This window comes from Stappia stellulata DSM 5886 (assembly GCF_000423705.1).
GTDB classification, from domain to species: domain Bacteria; phylum Pseudomonadota; class Alphaproteobacteria; order Rhizobiales; family Stappiaceae; genus Stappia; species Stappia stellulata.
Map to the genome: position 1 here is coordinate 318,883 of NZ_AUIM01000010.1, position 17,342 is coordinate 336,224.

At 66.1% G+C, this 17,342-nt stretch carries 18 protein-coding genes and 1 pseudogene; 1 reads left to right on the forward strand and 18 read right to left on the reverse strand.

The genetic code is table 11. From position 1 onward, the window contains the following. Positions 1 to 35 precede the first annotated feature (35 nt). The 18 genes from trmB to G572_RS0106750 all read right to left on the reverse strand — a co-directional run bounded on the left by trmB (position 36) and on the right by G572_RS0106750 (position 17,075). Positions 36 to 722 carry a tRNA (guanosine(46)-N7)-methyltransferase TrmB gene (trmB, locus tag G572_RS0106665; protein ID WP_029057801.1) on the reverse strand — a complete coding sequence of 229 codons (687 nt, stop codon included), beginning with the start codon at positions 720 to 722 and terminating at the stop codon, positions 36 to 38. Positions 723 to 799: 77 nt separating this feature from the next. Continuing rightward, complete coding sequence (gene metK / locus G572_RS0106670; RefSeq protein ID WP_029057802.1) at positions 800 to 1,972, reverse strand: methionine adenosyltransferase; 1,173 nt, start codon at positions 1,970 to 1,972, stop codon at positions 800 to 802. A 113-nt stretch (positions 1,973 to 2,085) separates the two neighbouring features. Further along, positions 2,086 to 2,493, reverse strand: a complete 408-nt coding sequence (locus G572_RS0106675; protein ID WP_029057803.1) for a helix-turn-helix domain-containing protein — start codon at positions 2,491 to 2,493, stop codon at positions 2,086 to 2,088. A 204-nt stretch (positions 2,494 to 2,697) separates the two neighbouring features. After that, positions 2,698 to 4,305: an apolipoprotein N-acyltransferase gene (gene lnt, locus G572_RS0106680; RefSeq protein ID WP_037545984.1), complete on the reverse strand. Its 1,608-nt coding sequence runs from the start codon at positions 4,303 to 4,305 to the stop codon at positions 2,698 to 2,700. A gap of 166 nt (positions 4,306 to 4,471) precedes the next feature. Further along, positions 4,472 to 5,761 carry a transporter associated domain-containing protein gene (locus G572_RS0106685; protein WP_245566165.1) on the reverse strand — a complete coding sequence of 430 codons (1,290 nt, stop codon included), beginning with the start codon at positions 5,759 to 5,761 and terminating at the stop codon, positions 4,472 to 4,474. Positions 5,762 to 5,779: 18 nt separating this feature from the next. Further along, complete coding sequence (gene ybeY / locus G572_RS0106690; RefSeq protein WP_029057806.1) at positions 5,780 to 6,307, reverse strand: rRNA maturation RNase YbeY; 528 nt, start codon at positions 6,305 to 6,307, stop codon at positions 5,780 to 5,782. Further along, positions 6,304 to 7,323, reverse strand: a complete 1,020-nt coding sequence (locus G572_RS22880; RefSeq protein WP_037546168.1) for a PhoH family protein — start codon at positions 7,321 to 7,323, stop codon at positions 6,304 to 6,306. The genes ybeY and G572_RS22880 overlap by 4 nt, the downstream gene beginning before the upstream one ends. A 121-nt stretch (positions 7,324 to 7,444) precedes the next feature. After that, positions 7,445 to 8,881 carry a tRNA (N6-isopentenyl adenosine(37)-C2)-methylthiotransferase MiaB gene (gene miaB, locus G572_RS0106700; protein ID WP_084649948.1) on the reverse strand — a complete coding sequence of 479 codons (1,437 nt, stop codon included), beginning with the start codon at positions 8,879 to 8,881 and terminating at the stop codon, positions 7,445 to 7,447. A 75-nt stretch (positions 8,882 to 8,956) separates the two neighbouring features. After that, positions 8,957 to 9,811, reverse strand: a complete 855-nt coding sequence (olsA, locus tag G572_RS22885; RefSeq protein ID WP_208979050.1) for a lyso-ornithine lipid O-acyltransferase — start codon at positions 9,809 to 9,811, stop codon at positions 8,957 to 8,959. Positions 9,812 to 9,815: 4 nt separating this feature from the next. Next, on the reverse strand, positions 9,816 to 10,265 hold the full coding sequence (locus tag G572_RS0106710) for a Fur family transcriptional regulator (protein WP_029057808.1): 450 nt from the start codon (positions 10,263 to 10,265) through the stop codon (positions 9,816 to 9,818). Positions 10,266 to 10,372: 107 nt separating this feature from the next. Next, positions 10,373 to 10,861, reverse strand: coding sequence for a GNAT family N-acetyltransferase (locus tag G572_RS0106715; protein WP_029057809.1), 489 nt, complete (start codon positions 10,859 to 10,861; stop codon positions 10,373 to 10,375). Continuing rightward, positions 10,858 to 11,547 carry a tRNA (adenosine(37)-N6)-threonylcarbamoyltransferase complex dimerization subunit type 1 TsaB gene (tsaB, locus tag G572_RS0106720; protein WP_029057810.1) on the reverse strand — a complete coding sequence of 230 codons (690 nt, stop codon included), beginning with the start codon at positions 11,545 to 11,547 and terminating at the stop codon, positions 10,858 to 10,860. Before tsaB ends, G572_RS0106715 begins: the two co-directional genes overlap by 4 nt. A 177-nt stretch (positions 11,548 to 11,724) precedes the next feature. Further along, on the reverse strand, positions 11,725 to 12,279 hold the full coding sequence (locus tag G572_RS0106725; RefSeq protein WP_029057811.1) for a NifU family protein: 555 nt from the start codon (positions 12,277 to 12,279) through the stop codon (positions 11,725 to 11,727). A gap of 265 nt (positions 12,280 to 12,544) precedes the next feature. Next, positions 12,545 to 13,039 carry a universal stress protein gene (locus G572_RS0106730; RefSeq protein WP_029057812.1) on the reverse strand — a complete coding sequence of 165 codons (495 nt, stop codon included), beginning with the start codon at positions 13,037 to 13,039 and terminating at the stop codon, positions 12,545 to 12,547. 51 nt (positions 13,040 to 13,090) lie between these two features. After that, positions 13,091 to 14,395, reverse strand: a complete 1,305-nt coding sequence (hslU, locus tag G572_RS0106735; RefSeq protein ID WP_029057813.1) for an ATP-dependent protease ATPase subunit HslU — start codon at positions 14,393 to 14,395, stop codon at positions 13,091 to 13,093. A 25-nt stretch (positions 14,396 to 14,420) separates the two neighbouring features. Beyond that, on the reverse strand, positions 14,421 to 15,530 hold the full coding sequence (locus tag G572_RS22890; RefSeq protein ID WP_051241812.1) for a hypothetical protein: 1,110 nt from the start codon (positions 15,528 to 15,530) through the stop codon (positions 14,421 to 14,423). Further along, positions 15,527 to 16,087: an ATP-dependent protease subunit HslV gene (gene hslV / locus G572_RS0106745; protein WP_029057814.1), complete on the reverse strand. Its 561-nt coding sequence runs from the start codon at positions 16,085 to 16,087 to the stop codon at positions 15,527 to 15,529. Before hslV ends, G572_RS22890 begins: the two co-directional genes overlap by 4 nt. Positions 16,088 to 16,220: 133 nt before the next feature. Continuing rightward, positions 16,221 to 17,075 (reverse strand): DMT family transporter, encoded by an 855-nt coding sequence (locus G572_RS0106750; protein ID WP_169391292.1) that lies wholly within the window; start codon positions 17,073 to 17,075, stop codon positions 16,221 to 16,223. Between the two features lie 161 nt (positions 17,076 to 17,236). Between G572_RS0106750 and G572_RS26640 the strand changes: the two are divergent. Then, positions 17,237 to 17,341, forward strand: a pseudogene (locus G572_RS26640) (aminotransferase class V-fold PLP-dependent enzyme); the annotation flags it as partial. Position 17,342 lies beyond the last annotated feature (1 nt).

A 17,342-nucleotide genomic window follows, 5' to 3' on the forward strand; every position in this document is an offset into this window, starting at 1 on the left:
TATAATACGCCTGACGGCGGCGAAAGCAAGCGAATTCACATGCGGCGGAATTCCAGATAGCACCCGTGGCGACCTTCGCGGAACGCCTTTTGCTCATAGCGCGTGCCGGACCAGGGCTGCCAGGGCTTGCGCCAGTCGTCCGCCGTTTCCGCCGTCCAGGTGAACGCCGGATGGTCGCGCAGATGCGCCAGCGTCCACTCGACATAGGTCTCGATATCGCTGGCAAAGCGCAGCACCGCGCCCGGTTTCAACACGCGGGCGTAGCGGTCGAGGTTCACCGGGTTGATGAACCGGCGCTTCCAGTGCCGCCGCTTCGGCCAGGGATCGGGGTAGAGCTGGTAGGCACCGTCGAGCGACGCCTCGGGCAGCCAGTCGAGCAGCTTGATCGCGTCGTCGCCATAGACGCGGAGATTTTCCAGCCCCTCTTCCTCGATCTCCGCCACGGCCTTTGCAAGACTGCTGACGAAGGGCTCGACGCCAATGAAGCCGGTGTCCGGCAGACGCCGCGCCTCATGCAGGAGATGCTCGCCACCGCCGAAACCGACTTCGAGCCAGATCTCCGACAGGCCGGCGGGAAACAGCGTCCGCAAGTCGCTCGGGGCGGGCCGGGAGAGATCGGGTTGCAGGCGGGCGAGCCCGGCCTCGAAGATCTCGCGCCGCGCCTTGCGCAGCGGCTTGCCGACGCGGCGTCCGAAGAAGGAACCCTTGGTATGATCTATCATGTGTATCCGCAATGCGCGCGCCGCGGTCGGAACCGGGCGCGCGCCTCGTCTTTCATCGATGAAATGATCCCGACGGATCAGCCGGCCGCGTCGCGCAGCGCATGGACCAGGTCGATCTTCTCCCAGGAAAAGCCGCCGTCCTCTTCCGGATCGCGTCCGAAGTGCCCGTAGGCCGCCGTGCGCGCATAGATCGGACGATTCAGCTCGAGGTGCTGGCGAATGCCGCGCGGGGTCAGGTTCATGACCTCGCGGATCGCCTTTTCCAGCTTCGCTTCCTCGACCTTGCCGGTGCCGTAGAGGTCGACATAGACCGAGAGCGGCTCGGCGACGCCGATGGCGTAGGAGAGCTGGATCGAACAACGGTCGGCGAGGTTCGCAGCCACCACGTTCTTGGCCAGATAGCGCGCGGCATAGGCGGCCGAACGGTCGACCTTGGTCGGGTCCTTGCCGGAGAAGGCGCCGCCGCCGTGAGGGGCCGCGCCGCCATAGGTGTCGACGATGATCTTGCGCCCGGTCAGGCCGCAGTCGCCGTCGGGACCGCCGACCACGAAGGCGCCGGTCGGGTTGACGTGCCAGACGGTGTCCTTGGAGATCCAGCCGCCGGGAACCGCCGTGACGATATAGGGCTCCACGATGGAGCGGATGTCGTGCGAGCTGAGCTTCGGGTCGAGATGCTGCGTCGACAGGACGACGGAGGTGATGCCGACCGGAACGCCGTTCTCGTAACGCACGGTAACCTGGCTCTTGGCGTCGGGCCCGAGCGCCGGCTCCTTGCCGGACTTGCGGGCATCCGCCAGCAATTCGAGAATCTTGTGCGAATAGAAGATCGGCGCCGGCATCAGGGCCGGCGTCTCGCGGCAGGCATACCCGAACATGATGCCCTGGTCGCCCGCGCCCTCGTCCTTGTTTTCAGCAGCGTCCACGCCTTGCGCGATATGGGGGGACTGGGCGTGCAGATGAACGTCGACGTCGCAGGTCTCCCAATGAAAGCCGTCCTGCTCGTAGCCGATGTCCTTGATCGCCATGCGAGCAAGATGGGCAATATATTCGTTGGTGATTGTCGCCGGACCACGGGTCTCGCCCGCGATCACGACCTTGTTCGTCGTTGCCAGCGTTTCGCAGGCAACGCGAGCTTCCGGCATCTCGCCGAGAAATGCATCGACGACCGTATCGGAAATGCGGTCACACACCTTGTCGGGGTGACCTTCGGAAACGGATTCGGAGGTAAAGAGATATTCTTGACGCGCCACGATCAACCGTCCTTCTGGGAAGAGTACAACAAGCGGTGGCGAGGAACCTCGCCACCGCCGAAGACACATGCCAGCGGACGCAAGCGTTCGTCAAGCCGAACGCGGCAGCTCCGTCACACTTCATCGCCCGCGAGCGCGCGGACAAGATCCACCACGCGGCGGCGCACCTTGGGATCCTCGATGCGAACGAAGGCCTTGTTCAACGACAGGCCTTCCGATGACGAAAGGAAGTCGACGACATAGGATGCGGGCTTTGCCTCGCCGAAGCCGTTGGCTTCGTCCGGCGTGCCCGGCGCATCCTCGAAGAAAAAGGCAACCGGCACCTTGAGAACGGTCGCAATATGCTGCAGACGGCTGGCCCCGATGCGGTTCGTGCCCTTTTCGTATTTCTGGATCTGCTGGAACGTGATCCCGAGGGCCTCGCCCAGCTTTTCCTGACTCATTCCAAGCATCATGCGGCGAAGCCGGACCCGGCTGCCAACATGCACGTCGATGGGATTCGGTGCTTTCTTGCTGTTCATTTTTGATCTTCTTTCTGGCTCGTTCGGTTGCTGTGACCGCTTTTCTTTGTTTTTCACTTGTTATCCGGCGGTGCCAACGCCTTCGCACTTCGCTTCAGGCACCTCCGGCGCCGGAGCCGCCACCTCGTCATTTTTACGTATTACAACCCGTTTGGCGAGGGAAACGGGAATGGTTGTTATGATGCAGCGCGAAGGTGCCCGCCGTCAATCATTACGCGCATTCCGTAAGTAGGCCGTTACGAAAAGGACGCCAAGGCTTACCAGAAATAGCAGGAACGGCGCGTAATAACCCAGACGGGTATAAAGCGGCGGGCCGATGGCGACGGGAAGACGCGTATCGAGCACGGCGGCCGTGTCCAGACCGCTGCGGACGATTGCCCGGCCATAGGCGTCCACGACGCCTGAAATCCCGGTGTTGGCCGCCCGCACCAGCGGCAGCCCCTGTTCGATCGCCCGCATGCGTGCCTGGGCGACATGCTGCCAGGGGCCGGGGGTGTCCCCGAACCATGCATCATTGGTCACATTGAGGAGCCAGCCCGGGCGGGCATCGCGGGTGGTGGCGGCATCGGGGAAGATCGCCTCGTAGCAGATGAGCGGTAAAAACGCAGGTCCGGCAAACGGTTCGAGCGTGCGGTGGCGAAAACCCGCTTGAAAAACGCCGGGCAGGGTCACCAGTTTGGTCAGACCGATCCGCTCGAGCAGCGACTTGAACGGCAGGTATTCTCCGAAGGGCACCAGACGGACCTTGTCGTAGGCATCGCGGACCGCGCCGTCGCCGTCGATGACATAGACGGAATTGTAGAAGACCCGCTCGGCGCCCTCCGCGTCGGCGCGCACCGCGCCTGTGACCAGCGTGTCGCGCGGCCCGAGGAGGGCGGCGATTGCGGCCAGGGCCTCCGGCGCATCCGTGAGCAGGAACGGCACGGCAGACTCCGGCCAGATCACGACCCGCGGCAGATTGCCGCTGTCCGCATCGCCACCGGCGGTGCCGCCCGTCCAGGGGCGGCGGCTCATCTCCAGATAGGAGGCGAAGATGCGCGCACGGTTCTCAGGCATCCACTTGTCCTCCTGCGCGACGGCAGGCTGGACGATCCGGAGCGCGACGGGCTCGAAGGCCACATCGCCGGCAAGCGACACGCGCGCGATGCCGAACCCCGCGAGGCCGGCGAACAGCAGAACGGAGCCGAGCGCCAGCCGGCGTCCGCCAGCGGTCTGGTCGGCCACGCCCGCCAGACCGCAAAAGACAAGCGCCACCAGCAGGCCGAGTCCGTAGACGCCGACCAGCGAGGCGGCCTGCGCCAGTTCGGGGATGCCCGAGACCGCATAGCCCCAGCTGTTCCAGGGAAAGCCGGTCAGCACATGGCCGCGCACCACATCGGCGCCGCCGAGCCCGAGCGCCAGATAACCGGCGCGCTGCCAGCCGTCGTTCCAAACCAGACCGGCAAGCCCCACCCCCAGCGCCGTGAAGAGCGCCAGACCTGCCGGCAGCAGCAGCACCGCAAAGGGGATCATCCAGGCGTAGACATCGGCCTCCACCAGGAAGGCACGCCCGATCCACCACAGGCCGGCGAGGAAGAACCCGAAGCCGAAGCTCCAGCCGAGCACGAACGCGGAGCGGAAGCGCGCAAGCGCGGTCCGGTCCTCGCCGATCGCACCGTCCAGCAGCCATAGAAGACCGGGAAAGCAGATCGCGAGGACGGGAAAGACGCCGAACGGTGGCATGGCCAGCGCCGCCAGCGCACCGCAGCCGCCGGCCAAGGCCAGACGTCGCCAGCCGAATGCGAGAAGAAAAACTTGCGCCAAGCGCAGCACCGCAACCGCTCCTGCCTGTCCGGAGGGCGCAGGACGCACCCCGGCACCGGGACCCCCGGCGAATCACACGGATTTCGTTCGACGATCCGCGCAGCCGGGCGCGCGGTCAAGGGGGACCTGCGCGGCTGGCGGCCGCGCCGTCAGGGACGGAAAAATCGTTCGCGGATCAAGCCGCCGTGTCGGGACGGCGCAAGCGTCGACGGGCTTCGACCAGACGGGGGTCGGGCCGCTTGGTGCGAATGCGCAGGCGCTTGATCCGGCGCGGATCGGCATCCAGCACCTCGAACTCCAGCCGCGGCAGTTCCCGCGAGGTGATCAGCTCGCCACGTACCGGCACCCGACCGACGAGCGTGAACACAAGCCCGCCCAACGTGTCGATTTCCTCGCCGAGATCCCCCAGTTCGAAGTCGGCGCCGATCGCCTCTTCCATTTCCTCGACCGGCACGCGCGGGTCCGCGACCCAGACGCCCTCGGCGACCTTCTCGATCATCGCGTCCTCGTCCTCGTCGTGCTCGTCCTCGATGTCGCCGACGACGGTCTCGACGACGTCCTCCAGCGAGACGAGCCCGTCGGTGCCGCCGTATTCGTCGATCACCAGCGCCATCTGCACGCGATCCGCCTGCATCTTGGCCATCAGGTCGGTCGCCGGCATAGACGGCGGCACGAAGAGAACCGGGCGAATGAGGCCGGTGTCGCTCAACGGCAGGGAGAGGTCGACGGAGGACAGATCGAACCCGACGGAGCGGTTCGACCGGGCGTCGCCCTGGTCCGCCGCTTCCGCAAGCACCGTCCCCGCGGCGTCTCCGTCGTCCACTGCGTCATGCGATGAGGACAAGGTCGCGGGGGCAGACCCGGCGTCCTCGCCCAGCGCGGCTGCGCCATCGCGTTCCCCGGCGGTCGGTCCCTCGTCCGCGTCTGCGTCCCCCGCTTCGGCAGGGTCGGGTCGAGCCGTGTCATCGGCGGCCAAGGACGCCCTGTTGTCCGCCGCCTCGGTGGCGCGGGCGGCGAAATAGGCCATCAGGTCCTTGATGTGCACCATGCCGCGCGGGTCATCCAGGCCGTCGTGATAGACGGGCATGCGCGAATGGCCGGATTCGCGAAAAATCTCCATCAGCCGCGCAAGCGGCACACTGTCCTCCACGGAATCGATGTCGGCGCGCGGGATCATCACGTCGTCGACCCTGACCTCGCGCAGCCGCAGGATGTTGGACAGAAGGATGCGTTCCTCGGGGGTGAAATTGGTTCCAGAATCCGCATCGCGGGCGAGCTCGTCCTGGAGATTCTGCCGCAACGAGACGGCTCCGGCATTCCTGAGCGCGGCAAGCCGCTTCAGCTGCTCGGCCCCCCAGGCAAACAGCGACCAGCGTTGTTCGGCGGCATCGTCGCTCCGGCTGGAGTCGGGTTCGGTTCCGGACGTCGCCGGCTTGTCGGTACTTCGGGCCTCTGCATCATTCATGTGATCTATGCGCCCCGCTCAACGGGACGTCTCGCTCTCCATATTGGCGGGTGTCGCCGGGACATCTCCATAAGGATCGGCCATTCCCAGCTCTGCCAGGATCCGCCGTTCCAGGCTTTCCATTTCCTCGGCGTCGCGATCATCGATGTGATCATAGCCGAAAAGATGAAGAAATCCGTGCGCCACTAGATGGGTAAGGTGATCGGAAAATGAAATACCCATCTCGTCGGCTTCCCGCGCGACCGTCTCGCGCGCAAGCGCCAGATCGCCCAGCAGCGGCCCGTAAGGCGGCTCGTCCTCGTCGCCGCCCGGAAACGACAGGACATTGGTCGGCGTGTCCTTTCCACGCCACTCCCGGTTCAGCACCCGCACACGGGCATCGTCGCTCAGGAGAACCGACAATTCCGCGCCAGGCACCAGCTCGAGGCGGGCCTGCGCGCAACACATGGCGACGACCCGGGCGACGAGCGCCTCGAGCTCGGGTTCCTTTCCCCAGCCGTCCGCCTCGACGGCGAGATCGACCGACGGCAGACCAGACGCGGTCATGACCGCAGCCTCGGAGCGGTCTTCGCAGCCTCCTCGGCGGCAAGCGAGGCCTCCCGGCCGGCCTCGTCATAGGCGCGCACGATGCGCGCGACCAGCTCGTGGCGCACCACGTCGACCTCGGTGAAATCGACGCGGGCGACGCCTTCGACATCCGTCAGCAGCGCCAGCGCGTCGCGCAGGCCCGATTTCTGGCCTGGCGGCAGATCGACCTGACTCGGATCGCCGGTGACGATCATCCGCGAGTTCTCGCCAAGCCGGGTGAGGAACATCTTCATCTGCATGGCCGTCGTATTCTGCGATTCATCCAGAATGACAATCGCATTCGACAGCGTGCGCCCGCGCATGAAGGCCAGCGGCGCGACCTCGATCATGCCGGACTGAAGCCCGCGCTCGACCTTTTCCGCCGGCATCATCTCGTAAAGCGCGTCGTAGAGCGGACGCAGATAGGGGTCGACCTTCTCCTTCATGTCGCCGGGCAGGAAGCCGAGCCGCTCGCCGGCCTCCACCGCCGGACGGGACAGGATCAGCCGGGCCACGTCGCCGCGCTCAAGGAGCGCCGCCGCATAGGCGACCGCGAGGAAAGTCTTGCCGGTGCCGGCGGGGCCGACGCCGAAGATCAGGTCCGCACGGTCCATCGCCCGGATATAGGCGTCCTGCGCCGGCGTGCGCGCCAGCACCGTCTTGCGACGGGTGGAAATCTGCGCGAACGACAAATGCGACCGCGGCTCGATGGTGGGAAGGTCCAGTTGCGCCTCCTCGGCGATGGCCATGCGCAGCGCGCCCTCGACGTCGCCCGGATGCAGCTCCTGCCCCTGCTGAAGCCGGGCATAGAGCGCCTCGAGCGCGCGCCGCGCCTGCTCGCAGGCCGCATGGCGTCCCTTGATGATCACCTGATTGCCGCGCGCGACGGCATCGACGCCCAGACGCTGTTCGATGAGGGCAAGATTCTGGTCGAACTGGCCGAACAGATCGCCAACCAGGCGATTGTCGTCGAAGGCGAGAACGACATGCGTCATGTCCGAGGCGGAGACCGCTGCGCGGCTGCTGCCCCGGTTCTGGGTCCGGCTCTCGCCGGTCAAACGGCTACTCCTGGCATTCTGCCTCCTGGTGGCCTGGCGCGGAACCTGTCCTGCCGGCTCATGCGACGCGAACATCCTGCCCGTTCAACGGGCGCGCGAACAGGGAATTTGTGCCCGTGTCCGTGATTTCCACCGCAACGATCTCGCCGATGCGCGTTTCCGGCAAGTCGATCTGCACCGGCTGAAGCCAGGGCGAGCGGCCCGTGAGCTGTCCGGGATTGCGACCGCGCTTTTCCAGAAGCACGTCGCAGCTGCGACCCACCATCGCGACGTTGAACGCACGCTGCTGGTCCGCGATCAGCGCCTGAAGCTCGGCAAGCCTTTCGCCCATCACGGCATCGGGCACCTGCTCGTCCAGCGACGCCCCCGGCGTGCCGGGCCTCGGGCTGTACTTGAAGGAGAAGGCCGACGCATAGCCGACCCGTTCGACCAGATCCATCGTGTCGCGGAAATCCGCGTCGCTCTCGCCGGGAAAGCCGACGATGAAATCGCCCGACAGCGCCAGATCGGGGCGTGCCTCGCGGATCCGGTCGATCAGCCGGAAATAGTCGTCGCGCGTGTGGCGGCGGTTCATGGCCTTGAGGATGCGGTCGGAGCCGGACTGCACCGGCAGGTGCAGATAGGGCATCAGCTGCGGCAGGTCGCGGTGGGCTGCGATCAGCGCGTCGTCCATGTCGCGCGGATGGCTCGTGGTGTAGCGCAGCCGGTCGAGACCGGGGATCTCCGCCAGGCGGAAGAGCAACTCGCCCAGCCCCCAGCTGCGGCCGTCGGCGCCGGCGCCATGCCAGGCGTTGACGTTCTGGCCCAGAAGCGTGACCTCGCGCACGCCGCGCGCGGCCAGGCGCTCGGCCTCGCCGACGATCTGTTCGACCGGACGCGACACCTCCGCGCCGCGGGTGTAGGGCACGACGCAGAAGGTGCAGAACTTGTCGCAGCCCTCCTGCACCGTCAGGAAGGCCGACACGGTGCGTTTGGCGGCCTGCGCCGCCGAAGGTGCCGCCAGGTGACGGAACTTGTCGTCGGTCTCGAACTCCGTTTCGACCACGCTCTCGCCGCCCGCGGCCCGCTTCACCAGGTCCGGCAGGCGGTGATAGGTCTGCGGCCCGAAGACGAGATCGACCACGGGCGCGCGCCGGGCGATCTCCTCGCCCTCCGCCTGCGCCACGCAGCCGGCAACACCGATCATCGTGTCGACGCCGCGCTCGGCGCGCGCCTGCTTCAGCTTGCGCAGCCGGCCGAGCTCGGAATAGACCTTTTCCGCCGCCTTTTCGCGGATGTGGCAGGTGTTGAGGATGATCAGGTCCGCCTCGTCGAGCGTCTCGGTCGGCGTATAGCCGTCCGGCACGAGCGCATCGGTCATCCGCTCGCTGTCATAGACGTTCATCTGGCAGCCATAGGTCTTGACGAAGACGCGGCGACCGTCCGGCGCGCCGGGCGCGGCGGCGTCGATGGATGTCTCGGTGGGCTGGGTGACGCTGTTTTGTTCGTCGCTCATCATGTCCCCGGGCAGGCCTTGCGGCCGGTGCCGTCTGGTGTGGCTTGTCGTGGCACGCGTGAAATCGCGCCTGCTTTACCCGTTTTTTGACGGTTTGAGAATAGCAGCATCCGTGCCGGAAGCCGATTCCCGCATGTCGGGCGGCAGCGGGTGTCCCGCGCGCGCCTGGGCCGCCATCTGCCGCACGCTTCCCTCGAGCCTGCGCGTGAGCACCTTGCGGTCGTCGCGCGGAGAGACGCGCAGCGGCGCGCCCCAGACAACGCGCACGTCGACGGCCCCCTTGCGCACCACATTCATGAAATGCGGGATCATCTCCATGTCGCCGTACCAGGCGACATGGGCCCGAAACTGCCGGCCCATCGGAACGCCGTGCAGGCCGGTGTAGGCCAGCGCCAGCGGCTGGATCCACACCTCACCGCCCTCTCCGGCCACCGCATGGCGCGCCGCCCCGATCAGGGCGGAGCGAAACGGCAGCACCTCGTTGCCGCTGTTCGAGGTGCCTTCGGCGAAAAGCACCATGGCATCGCCATCGGACAGACGCGCGCCCAGCTCGCTGGCCGTGCGCGCCGTGGCGCTGCGCCTTTCGCGGTCGACGAAGACGGACCGCTGCAACTTGGCGAAAAGTCCGAACACCGGCCAGGAGGCCACTTCCGACTTGGCGACGAAACTGAGCGGCATGCGGCTGCCGAGCACGGTGATATCGAGCCAGGAAACATGATTGGCCGCGATCAGCAGCGGCCGGTCGCTGGCTGCCCGGCCGATCTCCTCGACGCGAATGCCGACGAGCGCGCAGGCCATGCGATGCCACACGACCGGCAGCCGGCGTTTCAGCTCGCCGGGCATGCGCATGGCCACCCATTGCACCGGGATCATCGGCAGCGTGATCACCGTGAGAGCCGTCAGGACGGCAGCGGCGCGCAGCCTCGACATCTCCTCAGTCCCGTTCGCCGGACCCGGGCGAAGAGCCGAGCGGAATGCCGTAGAGCTCGAGCCGGTGATCGACGAGCCGGTACCCCAGACGCACGGCAATCGCCTCCTGCAGGCGCTCGATTTCTTCGTTGCGGAACTCGATGACCCGACCGCTCTTCAGGTCGATCAGGTGGTCGTGGTGCTCGTCGGGAACGGTCTCGTAGCGGGCGCGCCCGTCGCGGAAGTCATGACGTTCGATGATGCCGGCGTCCTCGAAGAGCTTCACCGTGCGATAAACGGTGGAAATCGAGATGCGCGGATCGTTGCGCACGGCGCGACGGTAGAGCTCCTCGACATCGGGATGGTCGCTGGCATCCTCGATCACGCGGGCAATGATCCGGCGCTGTTCGGTCATGCGCATGCCCTTGGCGACGCACACGTCCTCCAATGACTGCGAACTACCGAGATCGGACATCTCGCCTGCCTCTTCCTGGTCGCCGGTCCCGGCCGAAGGGCCTGCGAAGCCGGCCGTGCTCCGGTCGACGCGACCCGCCGCAAGCGGAGGTCGCCATGCCCAGCCGATTACGCCAGATCGACGCGCATGACAAGCGCACCGCCGTCGCCATCGCTTTCCTGATAATAGCCCTTTCGAGTGCCGACGGTGCGAAAGCCCAGCGACCGGTAGAGCGTGACCGCGGCCGCATTGGCGGCATCGACCTCCAGGAACAGCGCCTTGACCCTGTCCGCGTAGAGCCTGGACATCGCGGCGCGCATCAATTGCGCGCCGGCACCGCGTCGCCGCTGGCGCGGATCGACGGCAATCGTCAGGATCTCCGCCTCGTCCGCCGCCTCGCGCACGATAACGAAGCCAAGCGCGGCGCGGCTGCCCATCGCGTTCGCCCGGCGCGCCTGCAGGATGAAGACGCCCGGCTGACGCGCCAACGCAACAATCTCGTCGGCGCCCCATCCGACGGGAAACGACCGCTCGTGCAGCTCGGCCAACGCGGCGAGATCCTCCGCGCGCGCGTCCTCGATCACCGGCGGCGGCGCCCAGAACCACCAAAACGTCATGCCAACAGCCTCGCATCGCGGCGCGCGGGCGCGGCATCCGGCGGCCGCAGGTAAAGCGGCTCAGGCGGTGCGGAGGACGGCACCGCGTCCCTGCCGAGACGGGCGACATCGCCGATATCCGGCCAGCCATGGGTGTGCGCGATTTCAAAATCCGTCCGCCCCGTCGCGGCGACGATCTTCTCCGCCCCGCTCCCGGCGAGGCAGGCTCCCTGCGGAAGCTCGTCGCCAGGCGCCGCGGCTGCAACGGCGCGCGCGGCTTCACACGGCGTGCCGTCGGCGGAAAATCCCTGGATGTAGACATCGGCCCCACGCCCGGCGATGGTGGCCCAGATCGCCGATCCGGCCTGTTCCGCACCCGCCTCGCGCCGGGCCTGTGCGGCAAGTGCCGCGAGCGTGGAAACGCCGACGGCCGGCACATGCACCACCAGTGCGATCCCGCGGGCGGCGGACAGTCCGACGCGCAAGCCGGTGAAACTTCCCGGTCCGACGGTGACGACGACGCGCTCGAGTTCGCTGAAGGCGATGCTCGCTTCCGCGGTCACCTCGCCGATCATGCCCATGAGGCGTTCGGCATGTCCACGCTGGAGGATTTCGGTTGCCCGGGTCAGGCGCGCGGTCTCGCGGTCCCCGTCAAGGACCGCGACGGAACAGGCGTCGAGCGCGGTATCGATCGCAAGAAGGCGCATGAAACGAGTAAACCCATTGAGGCAGGATCCGTCGACCCGACCATTTGCTAGCTGGTCTTTGCCGAAACCGCGAGTGCCAGGGAACCTGCACACCGGGGCGTCAACGAAAAACCGTGTCCCAACGCAAAACGGCCCGGCACGAAGGCCGGGCCGCCGAAACGCTTTCCAGCGGCGCTCTTACATCGCGCGCACTTCCTCGACTTCGGGAACGAAATGACGCAGCAGGTTCTGGATGCCATGCTTGAGCGTCGCCGTGGAAGACGGACAGCCCGAACAGGCACCGCGCATCGACAGATAGACCACCCCGTCGCGGAAGCCGCGGAAGGTGATGTCGCCGCCATCCTGGGCCACCGCCGGACGCACGCGCGTCTCGATCAGTTCCTTGATGGTGCCGACCGTCGTCTCGTCGCCTTCCTCGAAGAACTCCTCGTCGCTCTCCTCGCCCATCTCGTCGCGGGTCACGGGCGCGCCTGACATGAAGTGCTCCATGATCGCGCCCAGCACCGCCGGCTTGATGTGCTGCCATTCGGCATCGCCCTTGGTCACCGAGATGAAGTCATGGCCGAAGAAGATCCCCTCCACGCCCTCGACCTCGAAGAGCTTCTCCGCCAGCGGAGACGCACCCGTGTCCTCGGACTTGCGGAAATCCATCGTGCCCTGGGACAGCACGATACGGCCCGGCAGGAACTTGAGTGTTGCCGGATTCGGCGTCGCCTCGGTCTGAATGAACATGATGCTCTTTCCTTTATCGCTGGTGGCGCCCGCCGCGCGCGACCGTGTCGCGGGTCCCGGCTGACGCTGCGCGCCTGTCGTCGTTCAGCCCATCTCCTGCGGCGGGACGATCCTGCGCACTGTCCGCGACAGTATACAGGGCCATGGCCGCAAGTTCCAGATTGGAATTGTTCCAGAGTGGCGTTTTTATCGTCGGCTCCCTGCGCGGCCGATGCCCGGCATCCGCAAATTGCACGAGGCCGGGTCGGCGATGTCGCGCCGGGTCTCAGGCAAGGGCGGCAATCGATTCGTCGTCGAGGGTCGCCGGAACGATGGTAACGGGGATCGGGAAACTGGCAGCCCCCTTTCCCGCAATCGCCGAAACCAGCGGTCCGGGGCCTTCCGACCCGCTGCCGGCGGCGAGCACCAGGATCGCGATATCGGCGTCTTCCTCGATCAGCGCCAGGATCTCGTCGGAGCGGTTGCCCTCGCGCACGACAAGTTCCGGGTCCGTCCGGGCCACGGAGCGCACCCGGTCGGCCGCCTTTGCCAGGCAGTTTTCCGCATTCTCGCGCGCCTCGGCGCGCATGATGTCCTCAACACCCAGCCAATGCTGAAAATCTCCGGGCGCAATGACGTACAACAGCGTGGCAATGCCGCTGGTGCGCTCCGCGCGCTTTGCGGCATAGACAATCGCCCGGTCGGCCTCCGCGGTCTCGTCGACGACGACGAGAAACTTGCGGCGGTGACCTTCCTCGAAACTTTTCCGGATCGCTACCATGGGCGCATGCTGCCATCGGCCACGCCACGCGGCAAGCGGCGCTTTTGCCGACTAGAGAATGAAACGCGACAGATCGACATTCTTGGCCAGCTCCCCGATGTTTTCACGCACGTAATCCGCATCGATCACCACCGTCGTGTCGCCGGCGTCGGGCGCGGTGTAGGAGACTTCGTCCAGCACGCGCTCCATCACGGTCTGAAGCCGGCGCGCGCCGATGTTCTCGATGGTGGAATTGAGGTCGACCGCGATGGAGGCGATCTCCTCGATCGCATCGTCGGTGAACTCCAGCGTCAGCCCTTCCGTGCCCAGAAGCGCCACATACTGCTTGATCAGGCTTGCCTCCGTGTCGGTCAGGATGGCGCGGAAATCGTCCTTGGTCAGCGCCTTCAGCTCCACCCGAATCGGCAGGCGACCCTGCAGTTCCGGCAGGAGGTCGGAGGGCTTCGACACATGGAAGGCGCCGGACGCGATGAAGAGTACATGGTCGGTCTTGACCGGGCCATGCTTCGTGGAAACCACCGTGCCCTCGATCAGCGGCAGCAGGTCGCGCTGCACACCCTCGCGCGACACATCGCCGCCGGTGCGCTCGCTGCGGGCGCAGATCTTGTCGACCTCGTCCAGGAACACGATGCCGGCGTTTTCCACCAGATCGATCGCCTCCTCGACCACCTTCTCCTCGTCGAGCAGATTGTCGGCTTCCTGTTCGAGCAGAATATCGTAGCTCTCGCTCACCTTGACCCGGCGCGTCTTTGTGGCACCGCCCAGCGCCTTGCCGAGCATGTCGGAAAGGTTCATCACGCCGATGCTGCCGCCGGGCATGCCGGGCATGTCCAGCCCCGGCACCTGCGGCTGGGCGCGCACCTCGATATCGATTTCCTTGTCGTCCAGTTCGCCGGCCCTGAGCTTCTTGCGGAAGCTCTCCTTGGTGGTTGGGCTGGCATTCTTGCCGACCAGCGCCTCGACCACACGCTCCTCGGCCTGAAGATGCGCCTTGGCCTCCACCGACTTGCGCTTGGCGGTGCGCACCAGCGCGATACCGGCCTCGACAAGATCGCGGACGATCTGCTCGACGTCGCGACCGACGTAGCCGACCTCGGTGAACTTGGTCGCCTCGACCTTGACGAAGGGCGCATTGGCGAGGCGCGCAAGCCGCCTGGAAATCTCGGTCTTGCCGACGCCGGTCGGGCCGATCATCAAGATGTTCTTCGGCATCACCTCCTCGCGCAGCCCTTCCTCGAGCTGCTGGCGGCGCCAGCGGTTCCTGAGTGCGATGGCGACGGCGCGTTTGGCATCCTTCTGGCCGATGATGTGCCGGTCCAGTTCGGAAACGATCTCGCGGGGAGAAAGCGTGGTCATGGCGGGGTCTCTCACGTCAGGAATGTCAATCGACGGCGGGCACGAAACGCATCGCCGGGGTCGAACGGAAGGGGCGCGCCACCGCGCGGCGCACGCTGCGCCAGGCGGAACCGAGCAGCAGGATGAAACAGCCGAGGACGCCCAGGGTCAGCGCCAGGGTGGCCTCCTGCGAAACATCGGCCTCGACCATCAATCGTGCAATGGCCAGACCGAAATATCCAAGTCCGGACACCAGCAACGCCCGCCGGTCGACAAGGATGGCAACCAGGGCCAGCGCCGCGAAAAGCGCGATGACCGCTGCCGCATCGCTGCCGCTTTGCACATCCGCCGAATTTGTCACCAGCGCGAGGACGGAATGCACCAGCAGCGGCGCGGCGAGCAGATGCAGCCAGAAGGCCTTGTCGCTCGCGGCCGTCACCCGGGCGACATCGCGGGAGTCGAACCGCATGGCCGCAATGAAGGTCGCGGCGCCGGCGGCAAGCGTAAACCAGGCAAGATGCGCCTCCAGAACGCCCGGAAGCGCCGTTTCAAGCAGGATCGCGGCAAGAAAGAGCAGGGTTCCCGCAACGCCGGCCGCGCCCACGGGCACGCTGAACCGCCAATAATGCAAGAGCGCACCGGTCACGCCGATCAGCGCGGGAACGATGGCCGTGGCGGTCCTGCCGTGCCACAGACCGCCGCGGTCGAACACCGGTCCGGAGGCAAGCGCCTCAAGGCCTGCAAAGAGAAACACCGGAGCGAAGGCAAGCGACAAGAGGAACGATGGCAGCGCAAGCCGCATGCGGCGGGCGAAAATCTCGGAAAACACCCAGACCGTGGCCGCCAGGACACCTGAAACCACGGACACCGGCCAGACCGCCCCCAGCCCGTAGGCCAGTCCGAACAGCACCATCACGATACCGATTGACAAGAAGACATCGTGAAACCCGCGGGCGAAGCGAACCTCTTCCGCGTCGGCGCGCGAGACAAAAAAGCCCGCATTCGGCCGGGCATCCGTTTCGCCGTCCGCGTCGGCATTCCAGAGGTCGCGCATGCGGCGGACCTGATCGGCGGAGACGATGCCCGCCGCTTCGGCCGCGCGAAGCCGTGCCTCGATCGCGTCGTCCGCCGCCATGGCGTGCTGCGGCAGGCTCACGCGGTGCTCTCCAGTGTCTCGATCGTCACATTGTCGTTGGTGTAGACGCAAATCTCGGCGGCAACCTTCATCGCCTTGCGGGCAATCTCTTCCGCGTCGAGATCGCTGTCGGCGAGCGCGCGTGCCGCCGCGAGCGCATAGTTGCCGCCCGACCCGATACCCATGATCCCGCCTTCCGGCTCCAGCACGTCGCCCGTTCCGGTCAGCACCAGGGAAATGGACGAATCGGCGACAAGCATCATCGCCTCCAGCCGGCGCAGATAGCGGTCGGTGCGCCAGTCCTTGGCCAGTTCGACGCAGGCACGCATCAACTGCCCCGGATATTGTTCGAGCTTGGCCTCGAGGCGCTCGAACAGGGTGAAGGCATCCGCCGTCGCCCCGGCAAACCCGGCGATCACGTCACCCTTTGCCAGGGGGCGCACCTTGCGCGCGGTCCCCTTGATCACCGTGGGGCCGAGCGAGACCTGGCCGTCACCTGCGATCACAACGCGCCCGCCCTTGCGCACGCTCACGATTGTCGTTCCATGCCAGCCCGTGGGGTCGTCCTGCGCGTGCATTCTTTGCCTCTTCAGCTTGGTCCTTGCCTCCCGGGCCTGTCCGGGGCCGTATCCGCCTATGTAAGCCCAGCGCGCGCGTTTGCAAACCGGTCCGGCGCCGGGTCCGGCTTGCAAACGTCCCCGATGAGATCTTTCATCGTTTTCGAGAGTAAAGGGAAATCACAAGCCCCGACGCAAGAATGCAGAAGATCCCGATTACATCCAAGCTCCCTGGAATTTCGGAAAAGGCGAAGTATCCGATAAAGAACGCGCTGATCAGTTCCAGATAGGCGAGCGGGGAGATCACCGAGGCCTCCGCATGGCGGAAGGCTGCGATCACCATGAAGTGACAGACGGTGGAGACCAGGCCCATCACCGCGATCAACAGCAGATCGGCGCCGGAGAACCAGGACCATGTGGCGAGCGCGAAAGGGGTGAGCAGCAAGGTTCCGACGCAGACCTGGAAACAGAGCGCGACAAGCGGCGGAGCGGTCGTCGCCGCCGCCCGCGTCGCGATCAGATAGCCCCCGAAAAGCAGGCCGCTGATCACCGCCAGCAAGGAGCCGAATTCCACCTCGATCCCCGGCTTGATGATGAACAATGCCCCCAGAACGCCGAGCCCGCCGCCGATCATGCGGTTTGGCGTCAGGTGCTCGCGGAGAAAGACCACCGAAAGCACCGACGCGACGATCGGCCCGACGAAGTAGCCGCCAAGACCGGTGGCGAGCGGAATCTCAACGATTGCAAAGAGAAAGGTCGTCATCGCACCGACGATGAACACAGTGCGGATCGTGTTGGCGAGCGCGCCCGCCGACAGCTCGCGCAAATCGCGGCCCGCGCCGAAAAACAGCACGGACACGATCAGTGCGGACCCGAAATAGCGCGACCAGGCAACCAGAAACGGCGAATGCTCCGCGCTCAGATGTTTGGCAATCCCGTCGACAAAGGGGACGGCGAGCGAAGCGGCGGCCATCAGGCCAATGCCGATGAGGGGAGTTGCTGGCCTCATGGGGTCTCCGGAAACAATTGATCGAAAGGCGAAAATTATTCGCAACACACGCTGTGATAGGTATCGGCGGACCCTAGCGGCCATCGGAAGAGCCGTCCAGATCGACAGAGCCGATTGAGCGGATGCGCATCCGGGCAAGAGCCGTCGCGCCATCGAAACTGATGGGCGTCAATGTCGACGCGCTCGGCTCAGACATGCTTGCAGCGACGACCCGCAAGTTCCTGCGCGGTCCGCGCGGGGTCGGCATTGTCTACGTCCGCCGTGCCA

Coding starts and splice junctions, on each gene's coding strand:
- trmB (WP_029057801.1), bottom strand. CDS start 722: ATGATAGATCATACCAAGGGTTCCTTCTTCGGACGCCGCGTCGGCAAG.
- G572_RS0106675 (WP_029057803.1), bottom strand. CDS start 2,493: ATGAACAGCAAGAAAGCACCGAATCCCATCGACGTGCATGTTGGCAGC.
- G572_RS0106685 (WP_245566165.1), bottom strand. CDS start 5,761: ATGAATGATGCAGAGGCCCGAAGTACCGACAAGCCGGCGACGTCCGGA.
- ybeY (WP_029057806.1), bottom strand. CDS start 6,307: ATGACCGCGTCTGGTCTGCCGTCGGTCGATCTCGCCGTCGAGGCGGAC.
- G572_RS22880 (WP_037546168.1), bottom strand. CDS start 7,323: ATGACGCATGTCGTTCTCGCCTTCGACGACAATCGCCTGGTTGGCGAT.
- miaB (WP_084649948.1), bottom strand. CDS start 8,881: ATGAGCGACGAACAAAACAGCGTCACCCAGCCCACCGAGACATCCATC.
- olsA (WP_208979050.1), bottom strand. CDS start 9,811: ATGTCGAGGCTGCGCGCCGCTGCCGTCCTGACGGCTCTCACGGTGATC.
- G572_RS0106710 (WP_029057808.1), bottom strand. CDS start 10,265: ATGTCCGATCTCGGTAGTTCGCAGTCATTGGAGGACGTGTGCGTCGCC.
- G572_RS0106715 (WP_029057809.1), bottom strand. CDS start 10,861: ATGACGTTTTGGTGGTTCTGGGCGCCGCCGCCGGTGATCGAGGACGCG.
- tsaB (WP_029057810.1), bottom strand. CDS start 11,547: ATGCGCCTTCTTGCGATCGATACCGCGCTCGACGCCTGTTCCGTCGCG.
- G572_RS0106725 (WP_029057811.1), bottom strand. CDS start 12,279: ATGTTCATTCAGACCGAGGCGACGCCGAATCCGGCAACACTCAAGTTC.
- G572_RS0106730 (WP_029057812.1), bottom strand. CDS start 13,039: ATGGTAGCGATCCGGAAAAGTTTCGAGGAAGGTCACCGCCGCAAGTTT.
- hslU (WP_029057813.1), bottom strand. CDS start 14,395: ATGACCACGCTTTCTCCCCGCGAGATCGTTTCCGAACTGGACCGGCAC.
- hslV (WP_029057814.1), bottom strand. CDS start 16,087: ATGCACGCGCAGGACGACCCCACGGGCTGGCATGGAACGACAATCGTG.
- G572_RS0106750 (WP_169391292.1), bottom strand. CDS start 17,075: ATGAGGCCAGCAACTCCCCTCATCGGCATTGGCCTGATGGCCGCCGCT.